General features: G+C 46.1%; 9 protein-coding genes. 6 read left to right on the forward strand and 3 right to left on the reverse strand.

Annotated elements, in window-relative coordinates:
- Position 1 precedes the first annotated feature (1 nt).
- From ABWW03_RS14850 to ABWW03_RS14860, 3 genes are read left to right on the forward strand one after another with little or no spacing between them, the layout of a single operon-like run.
- The gene (locus tag ABWW03_RS14850; protein WP_353409467.1) at positions 2 to 733 is read left to right on the forward strand and encodes an ABC transporter ATP-binding protein; all 732 of its coding nucleotides are present in this window, start codon (positions 2 to 4) and stop codon (positions 731 to 733) included.
- Between the two features lie 5 nt (positions 734 to 738).
- On the forward strand, positions 739 to 2,175 hold the full coding sequence (locus ABWW03_RS14855; RefSeq protein ID WP_353409470.1) for an ABC transporter permease: 1,437 nt from the start codon (positions 739 to 741) through the stop codon (positions 2,173 to 2,175).
- Positions 2,172 to 3,428 (forward strand): DUF3526 domain-containing protein, encoded by a 1,257-nt coding sequence (locus tag ABWW03_RS14860; RefSeq protein ID WP_353409472.1) that lies wholly within the window; start codon positions 2,172 to 2,174, stop codon positions 3,426 to 3,428. Before ABWW03_RS14855 ends, ABWW03_RS14860 begins: the two co-directional genes overlap by 4 nt.
- Positions 3,429 to 3,536: 108 nt before the next feature.
- Here the strand turns inward: ABWW03_RS14860 and ABWW03_RS14865 are convergent, their stop codons facing one another.
- The 3 genes from ABWW03_RS14865 to ABWW03_RS14875 form a co-directional block, all read right to left on the reverse strand.
- On the reverse strand, positions 3,537 to 3,944 hold the full coding sequence (locus tag ABWW03_RS14865) for a GFA family protein (protein ID WP_353409474.1): 408 nt from the start codon (positions 3,942 to 3,944) through the stop codon (positions 3,537 to 3,539).
- Positions 3,945 to 3,954: 10 nt separating this feature from the next.
- Positions 3,955 to 4,377, reverse strand: coding sequence for a MarR family winged helix-turn-helix transcriptional regulator (locus ABWW03_RS14870; RefSeq protein WP_353409476.1), 423 nt, complete (start codon positions 4,375 to 4,377; stop codon positions 3,955 to 3,957).
- Positions 4,378 to 4,697: 320 nt separating this feature from the next.
- Positions 4,698 to 5,288, reverse strand: coding sequence for a TetR/AcrR family transcriptional regulator (locus ABWW03_RS14875; RefSeq protein ID WP_353409478.1), 591 nt, complete (start codon positions 5,286 to 5,288; stop codon positions 4,698 to 4,700).
- A gap of 82 nt (positions 5,289 to 5,370) precedes the next feature.
- Here ABWW03_RS14875 and ABWW03_RS14880 point away from each other — a divergent pair, with 82 nt between their 5' ends.
- From ABWW03_RS14880 to ABWW03_RS14890, 3 genes are all read left to right on the forward strand, one after another.
- On the forward strand, positions 5,371 to 6,291 hold the full coding sequence (locus ABWW03_RS14880; protein ID WP_353409480.1) for a glutathione S-transferase family protein: 921 nt from the start codon (positions 5,371 to 5,373) through the stop codon (positions 6,289 to 6,291).
- An 837-nt stretch (positions 6,292 to 7,128) separates the two neighbouring features.
- Positions 7,129 to 7,779 carry a hypothetical protein gene (locus ABWW03_RS14885; RefSeq protein WP_353409482.1) on the forward strand — a complete coding sequence of 217 codons (651 nt, stop codon included), beginning with the start codon at positions 7,129 to 7,131 and terminating at the stop codon, positions 7,777 to 7,779.
- 201 nt (positions 7,780 to 7,980) lie between these two features.
- Positions 7,981 to 8,423 (forward strand): hypothetical protein (locus ABWW03_RS14890; protein ID WP_353409484.1); only part of this gene is annotated, 443 nt, incomplete at its 3' end.

Below are 8,423 nucleotides of genomic sequence, written 5' to 3' on the forward strand. Positions count from 1 at the left end.
GATGAAATTACAAGCAAACTCACTACATATTGAACGTTCAGGAAAACAAGTCCTGAACGGTATTACTTTTTCAGTGGATGCCGGACAGGTGTACGCATTATTAGGTGGCAACGGAGCGGGGAAATCAACTACCCTACTTAGCTTTTTGGGATTTCTAACACCCCAAAGCGGCCAGGCCCAGATCAATGGAAAAAATGTCAGCGAGGATATCCGTTCTGCACGCAAGGCCATCGCTTACTTGCCGGAATCAGCATCACTGTACGAGCATCTCAACCCACGAGAAAACATTGACTACTTTTTACAATTGGCCCGCAACCCTGCAAGCCAAGCACAAATCGACACAGCACTTGATCAGGTTGGGCTGGCACCCGAAGCCCGGCATCGGGTTCTCCGTGGCTACTCGAAAGGCATGCGGCAGAAAGTCGCTATTGCCTTAGCCATATTGCGCGATACCGATATCCTTCTGCTCGACGAGCCGACCTCAGGCCTTGACCCTAATGCGATCGACGAGCTTCACCAAGTTGTTCGCAAACTTGCCGATGGTGGAAAATCCATTTTGATGGTCACCCATGATGTTTATGGCGCCTGCCATGTGGCCGACAAAATCGGATTGCTCCACAACGGCACGTTAGTGGGTGAGTTCTCTGCGGAAGGCAATGAAAGTATCGATACTGAAATCGTACACCGAGCATTTTCATCAAATACCCGCTTATCGTCACAGCAGTCAGCGTGAACTCTATGAATCAGTTATTACTCATCGCTGCCAGTGAGTGGCGATATTGGCTTCAGTCAAGACTTGCCCTCGGTGGGGCACTCATCTTTTTGTTACTTTTTGTGGTTACCAGCCTGCTTTCTGCGCTGCGCATGGAAGCCGAAAACCACTCACGTGGTCATCAGCAAACCGAGGCCGAAAACACTTTTTTATCTCAACCCGATCGTCACCCACACAGGATGGTACATTACGGACACTACCTTTTTCGCACACCAGCCCCCCTCGCCACATTCGATCCAGGCCTTGATACCGTCACCGGCCAGTCGATTTTTCTTGAGGGTCATCGACAAAACACCGTGATGTTTGCCGAGTCGGCTGCCAGCGCTGATTTCGGCGGATTGTCCTGGTTAAGTCCGGCATTGGTTTATCAACTCTTTGCGCCACTCATTATTATCCTACTGGGTTACGGCTCGATTGCCCGCGAACGAGAGGCTGCAGTACTGGCTCCGTTGCTGGCGATAGGGATCAGTGGGCGAAAACTGATCGCAGGCAAGGCCCTGGCATTGCAGTCCTTTGTTTTACTTCTGCTTTGTCCACTTGTTTCCAGCTGTGCACTGGCTATGGGAGAAGGTGAAAGCCCAGTCGCACTATTGCTGTTATTCGGTCTCTACTTTGTTTATTTGACTTTATGGCTCGGCCTAACGCTGCTCGCATCCACACTCTTGACAAAGCGCTCAACCGTCTTGCTGACCATGATAGGCCTTTGGCTCGGCTTTACTCTGGTACTCCCCTCTATTGCCGTTAACAGTTCAAGTAGCGCCAACGTGGCTGCCGGTAAGATCGAAAGCGATCTCACCATGTTGGCAGACCTTCGCAAACTCGGTGATGGCCACAATGCCAACGACCCAGCATTTAAGAAATTGAGATCGGATTTACTCAAAAAGTACGGTGTAGAGCGCATTGAAGATCTGCCAGTGAATTACCGTGGCATAGTAGCCTTGAGTGCCGAAAAGAAACTGACCAACGTTCTCAATGACTATGCCGATGCACGCATGGCCGCCGAGTTACAACAGGAACATCAGCTGGAAAACTACGGTTGGTTTACCCCGGCATTGGCCATTGCCCTCGCCTCTCGCTCAATCGCAGGAACTGACTTGGCACACTATCATCATTTCCAAAGAGAAGCCGAGAACGTACGCTTTTCGTTTGTTCAAGGGCTAAATCGGGCGCATGCTGAATCGCTGTCTTATCTGGATGATATTAATCGAAGTAAAGATGAGGAATCCTGGCAACGAGCACGCGTAGACGCCTCTCACTGGCAAGTCCTGGAAAAGTATCAATTTCAGACCACCGATATTTCAAAGCGCGTCGCCAGTGCATCAACATCCATTCAAAAATTAATCATCTGGATGTTAATCACCTTTGTAATACTCTTATGGCGTAGCGGGAAAATAAGTCTATGAGCATCGTCAATTCGCTGGTACGCGAGATAAAGTTTACCGTGCGTGATCGCACCATTTGGTTTTGGATGGCCATCGTGTTTGGCCTATCAGCAATATCGCTTGGCTTTGGCATTGCAGAAGTGGAACGTCAAAATGCCAGCATCCAGCGCCTTATAAAGATCGATCAGCAAGACCGTGTTGCACAACTGGAGAAACAAAAAAGCTGGGGAAGCGCAGCCTACTACAGCTTCCACCTGAGCTATGATGCACCCTCAGACTTCGCCTTTGCTGCGATGGGACTGAGAGACTCACAACCCTGGAAACACCGAGTGAGAATGCTCGCTCTTGAAGGGCAGATCTATGAACGTGATGTGGCCAATCCCAGCTTTGCACTGATTGGCCGCTTTGATTTCGCATTCTTCACGGCGTTTATCATACCGCTCATTCTCATTATTCTGCTATACGATCTACGCAGCGGTGAGAGAATTGCCGGTCGATATAAGCTGTTGGAAGCCACGGTTGGCCAAGCGCGAAACTTCTGGTTACTGCGCGCGGGTTTACGCGGTGCTGCATTATTTGTTTGCATCATCGTACCGCTTGTTGTAGCGGGATTCATCGTCGGCACTCAGGCCAGCACACTACTATTCGCTTGCCTATATGTGTTTGTGTATGTCGCTTTCTGGACTCTCCTCTGCTCTGCTTTCTCAGCGTGGAACAAGACTGGTTCAGTCATTCTCATGTCTCTCGTGACGGTGTGGGTATGCACAGCAGTAATACTGCCAGCCGGTGCTCGACTTACGATAGACAAAGCGGTCGAACTGCCCTCTGGTTCAGACATTTTAATGTTACAACGTGAAGCCGTGAACGACGCCTGGGATTTGCCCAGGGAAGCGACAATGAATGCTTTTTTTGAACAATACCCAGAATGGCGTGATTACAAACCCGTAGAGAGTTCTTTCGAATGGCAATGGTATTATGCCTTTCAACAAGTGGGAGACCAGCAAGCTGATCCGGTATCCAATGCTTATAGAAATGGACGGTTGAGACGTGATCAACTCGCTACTTGGGCCGCACTTCTTGCACCGCCTTCTTTGCTTGAACGGTCATTGCAATCCCTGGCTCATACGGATTTACAAGCTAGCATCCATTATGAAGACCGTGTTCGAGCCTATCACGCAGAGCTTAAGGGTTTCTATTACCCCAAGCTCTTTCAAAACCAAGTGTTCGATCAATCTCAGCTTAGAGATTTGCCACAGTACAAAGTGACTCAATGACTCAACACACCACTCTTGATTGATTGGGTAGCGTGAACCAAGCAAACCCTGTTTGCGACATGCCAGCCCGGTACACCCGGGCCATCCTCAGGACAATCTAACCCTTTGTTACGGTGCCGCCGGAAATTCACTGAACTGCGGCAGTGAATCTGAAATGTTATACCAGTCAGCTTTTGACGACACGTGCATATGTGCCTGTGGTAACAGCTTGGGGGAACGATTTAATGCTCCGTACCTCACGTGCACCATGCCGATAGCGGGTTTTTCTCCGTACAGGGTCGAACCACAGTGCTCACAAAAGCAAGAGACCGTTTCCGTGCTTCGACAAAACGTTTTCACATACTCTTCACCTTGAGTAATCGTAAAGTGTTCTCTGGGAATTCCACCTATTGCCGTCCCTGAAGCACCGGATGATTTTCTACACATGGAGCAATGGCAGTAACCGGCGTAAATAAATTCATCCTTAACACTGAACTCCACACTTCCGCAGAGGCAACTTCCACTAATGGCTGTCATATGTGTACCCTCAAATTCTTCGCAATAGATCTAAAAAGCTATCGGCATCTGTAGAATCGATATTCTTTAAAAGTGTCTCTGATTTGGCATCAAGCGTGGTTGACGCTTCCTTGAACAACTCCTCGCCTGCAGGCGTTATTTTTACCAAACTGACACGAGCGTCCCGCTCATTCGCCTCTTTTGTAACCAGGCCTATTTTCTCCATCGGCATTAGCATCCGGGTGATACCTGAAGCCGTACGCGCCAGGGCCTCAGCAATATCAATGCGCCGAAGCGCACGATTCGGCGCCTGCATCAGATTAAGCAAAACCATATATTCCGTTAAACCAATGCCATGAATGGCACCTAAACTATTATCCAATTGTTTGGAGATGATGGCGGTATTCACCCAGAGGCTCTTGGTAATCGCCCCATATTTCGATTCTGATTCCATAATCACACACTTCACATATACTTGAATAGTGAAGTATATGTGAAGTTTTTATCTTGTCAATGCATTTTTTGAATTCATGTATATGCATTTCATCCCCCTACCTGAATGGTCTGAGGAAACACCTATCTCGCTGGTCTGCCCACCCATTCGTCATCAACTTGGGCGTGTTCGTGCGTTAATGAACTGGCTTGCTGATCGTTTTGAAACCAATTATCAACAGATGTTGAAATTCGGGCCGACAATGGATAACTAGGGATCAAGGCTCATCAATATACGCATACGTTGGCGTGTATACATTCCCTAAGAAGAGCGATCTATATTCATTCAATGAGTCTCTTCACTGCGTACCCTGCAATCTTTTTCAACTCTTGTTTGGAAGTACCTGCTCTCGCTCTGAGCGCGAGAGTTTGAAGCGTTGCTTGCAGCAGGCTTGCCGTAAGCTCAGGTTGCACGTCTTTAGATATTTCACCTTCCTTCTGCGCTCTCCTTAATCGCTGAGTAAAGGCATTATCAAGCCTGCTGATCAACCCTCGTAAATCTTCTCCCACCTCTGGATGGGATAAGGCTTCACTGGGTGCGGTACAAATCATTAAGCATCCCATTGCGGGATGGGTTCCGCAATAGACCTCCAAGGCTTGATCAAAAAACGCTTCAAGCCCCTTGTGGAGCGAAGGTATCGCTTCCAGCGCCGTCTCCAACCCATGGTCCAACTGCCCACAAAACTTGTCCAAGGCCTTTCGGTAAATTTCATCTTTGTTGCCAAAGGCATTGTAGATACTAGGCCGATTCATATTCATTGCTTGTGCAAGATCATCGAGCGAAGTCGCAGACAGCCCTTTCTCCCAAAACAACAGCATGGCCCCTTTAAGAGCAGCCTCTTCATCAAATTTTCTTGGTCGACCTCTGGGCATTTTGTACCTTTTCGCAAAATATTAGTTGATCTCAATTTATTTTATGCGATAAGGTACAAAAAATACAGAGGAGAGTAGCGCAATGAAAGTTGAAAACCCCAAAAGCCCAATCATCAAGAAACTAGAAGGCATTCACCTATTCCACTATGACGCCGCGCCATGCGCACAGCGAGTCCGTTTTGCTCTGCATGAAAAGGGATTAGTGAGGGGTCGAGAAGTAAAATTTAATGCCATTGACGCTGCGTCATGCCGCGGCGAAGACCACACTTGGGTCAGCAGGAAAGTGTCGCTGGCCAAAAAAGAGCACTTGTCAGAAACCTACGCACAGATTCAACCGAATCTCGTCGTACCTGCACTCGTACATGACGGCGAACTTCATATTGAATCCATGGACATTGTCGCGTACCTCGATGAGGCATTTGGTGGCTCTCCCCTAGTGCCAAAACATGACCCGGATTTGATGGCTGATGCACAGGCACTCACAAACCTCGGCAAGGAACTGCACAGATCAATACGGTTTGTGACCTTTCGATGGGGGCTTCGTGGGCTCGCCCGTTTGTCAAACAAGGAAGAGCGACAACTGAAAGCCTTGTTAAAAAACGCTGAAGACGGTGAACAGTTGATCAGCTTCTACGAAGGTTACGATAACCACTCAATACCCGAAAGTGTCTATCTCGAACACTTAGACAAACTCACTTCAGCCTTTCGCCAACAGGAACAACGACTACAGGATGGCAGGGTATTTCTGACCGGAAACACCCTCACCATGGCAGACATTATTTGGGCAATGAAAACGGTTCGCCTGATGGAATGCGGTTATCCTTTTGGCGCACTGTTTCCTGCTTATACAGCCTGGTACGAACGCCTATCAGAACGACCATCTTTTCGTGAAGGCGTAATGGGAAAACACACATTGATGAGTTCAGCGTTTCGAGTTAAAGCACAGATCGAACAATTCTTTGGTATCGGATTAAAAAGTGAGGTACTTAAGCGTGTCACCTGAAGAGATTTCGAGTTTATTTATTGAAATGATTTCTTTTGCCCAACCATGTACCTTACCTAATCCAACAAGGGGGTTCCGTTACCCGTGGTGTTGACGACTCTGACCCGATGATTGTCAACCAAGCCGCTATCAGAACCTTCAACACATACGATGGATAGACTTTTCAAATTGCCGCTCCATAAAGAGAAAGTATCCTTGAAACCCGCAATGTGCGGCGTTTTTGTTTATACTGCGCTCAATATAATCCTTCCTGATATCCTCAACTCAAGGGGAATGAAGGAAGCATGAGTTGTCGTGGTGCTACCTGGGTTTTGGTTGCACCGAGTCGTGAAAAACCAGTTAAGAACGGATCAAAATCAGTTGTCGGAAACTCCTTACAAATCAACCGAAAGCACAGATGTAACAAGGGCTACAATCAATCGCAGATTCACCCTTGCTCCGATGATGGATTGGAGAAAGGGTAAACTTTTTTAGAATATTCAGCCACTTACGAAAGGCCAATCTAATTTGAAAGCACTTTGGGTGCACTAACAATCGAAACCATAGCTCCTTCAAAAATTCACCATTGAATTTGACCAGGCCACACACATCGTAGGACTATTCAAAATCTCCCCCTTCTTTTATGAATAAATTATGATGATTTAGGTGCAAGTTTTTCCGCCTAAATACTTTTCTTGGTTTACGTAAAGTATTTTAAAGCAGACAGTTCCCTATCTTTTACTATGGCTACAGTAATTGTTGTTACTAAATAAAAAATAAAGAAGTTCAGCTATCGTTAGCTTTTGCCTACCGGTTTACTAGGGGATATTTCATGCATGGATTGCAACGCTACTTTATTTGCTTATCTTTTCCCTTGTATCTATTGACTGCTTCTCACAAACGCCTCTGACAATAGACGATATATTTACAGCCAATAACCGCTATAGAGTTAATTTTGGCGTTAATTACTTTAACGACTCTGACTTTCAGCCCCTAACCAATTTCAGAAGTAACATTGATATTATTGATAAAAATTTTGGGCTATCCTATGGTTATACTAAAAATATAGAATCATCAATAAACCTTTTCCACTCTTATATCCAGGAACGCTTATCTCAATTTGGAAATAGGGCTACTAATGATGCTCGCGGCACTAAACGGGCTAATTTCGGTGCAAGTCATAAAATCTCAGCCGATAACAATACACCAGCTCTAATTGGATTGTTTAGAGTAGGGTACTTGTCTAACCCAACATGGGATAAGGTTGCCTTTTCAGGGACATTGGGGCTAGTAACTTATCGTAGTTACGACCCTATTTTATTGTCAGTGTCTGTATTGGCTCAAGACACCCAAGAATTCCAAGTCAATGGAGATAACATAAAACAGGGTATGCGAGTAAGCATAAACTCTGCAATTTCATTCGCCATCAACTCACACATTACCTTAACTAGCGGGTTGAAAATGCAATGGCAACAAGGTCAAAAATTAATAGTCGTCGAATTGCTATAAATACAACAAAGACAAACCTAGAAGTTGGACTGGGTTACCACTGGAATGAAGATTTATCGATTAGCTTAAATACAAATGTAAATTTATCTGAAGACAGTGGTTCCAACGTTAGTATCAATATACGTTATAAGTTTGATGGCCCTCTATAGTTCGTAGGGTAAATAACGAGCTAGATTAAACTGTAAATAAAAGGATACTTATATGTTTAAAAAGTTGATTCTGGTTAGCGCTATATGCACAACAAGCCCGATTACATTCGCATCAACAACACAAGGTGTTAGTGGAGATGATTTGGTTTATGCGTTTGGTGATGCGGATGCGTCTGCTGTAAGAATGCTATCTGATAATGAAATGCAGGAAGTGAAAGGAGACCTGGTATTTCTTCCCCCCGCATTAGCAGCGGTCATTAAAGGAGCTGCCATTTCAGCTGGGGCGGGTGCAGCAGGTGGTATAATTGTGTACACAGGGGATCCTGGTAGTGATTTCAATTTAAGCGATGCCACCCTTGCCGCCTTAAAAGGAGCATTGATTGGAGCATTACCTGGTGGAGCTCTAGCAAAAGGGGTGCATATTATTTTTAGAGTAACAGGTACTGGGGTTTGGGCTGGTTTAATGGCCGCAGATGCTCATGGGGTAGTTACAGT

This window comes from Pseudoteredinibacter isoporae (genome assembly GCF_040372805.1).
In the GTDB taxonomy this organism is placed as follows: domain Bacteria; phylum Pseudomonadota; class Gammaproteobacteria; order Pseudomonadales; family Cellvibrionaceae; genus Pseudoteredinibacter; species Pseudoteredinibacter isoporae_A.